The sequence below is a fragment of the Vibrio rhodolitus genome, assembly GCF_003350325.1.
Lineage (GTDB): Bacteria > Pseudomonadota > Gammaproteobacteria > Enterobacterales > Vibrionaceae > Vibrio > Vibrio rhodolitus.
Genome location: NZ_QLYZ01000059.1, coordinates 1 through 563, shown reverse-complemented (window position 1 = coordinate 563; position 563 = coordinate 1). Strand labels below are relative to the sequence as shown.

Sequence of the window (563 nt, the reverse complement as noted above, 5' to 3'; positions counted from 1 at the left end):
TGTAGCTCAGGTGGTTAGAGCGTTCGCCTGATAAGCGAGAGGTCGGTGGTTCGAGTCCACTCAGACCCACCAATTCCCATCCCAAGGAATGTGGCACACAGTATCAACACCTGATGGGGCTATAGCTCAGCTGGGAGAGCGCCTGCCTTGCACGCAGGAGGTCAGCAGTTCGATCCTGCTTAGCTCCACCATCTTTAAGCACATTTGCTTAAGTGTTCTTAAAAATGGTTTTCATCAGAAAATCTAGCTCTTTAACAATTTGGAAAGCTGACAAAACAACAATTTATTGTTGTTTGTAAAGTTCTCAAAGTATTCAATTTATTGAATACACAAAAACACATTCAAGTGTTCTTGGGTTTTGCGAAAGCAAAACATATTTGAGTCCGGCAAAATCGAGTCTGCATCATGTATAAAAATTGCAGACAACTTTGGTGATTTGATTATCAACTCGAAACTCCTTCGGGTTGTATGGTTAAGTGACTAAGCGTACACGGTGGATGCCTTGGCAGTCAGAGGCGATGAAAGACGTAGTAACTTGCGATAAGCCCAGATTAGGTTTAGGT

1 tRNA gene is annotated in these 563 nt (G+C 43.0%); it reads left to right on the top strand.

From position 1 onward, the window contains the following. Nucleotides 1-115 precede the first annotated feature (115 nt). Nucleotides 116-191: transfer RNA gene (locus tag DPF93_RS21150), tRNA-Ala, on the top strand. Nucleotides 192-563: the final 372 nt, after the last annotated feature.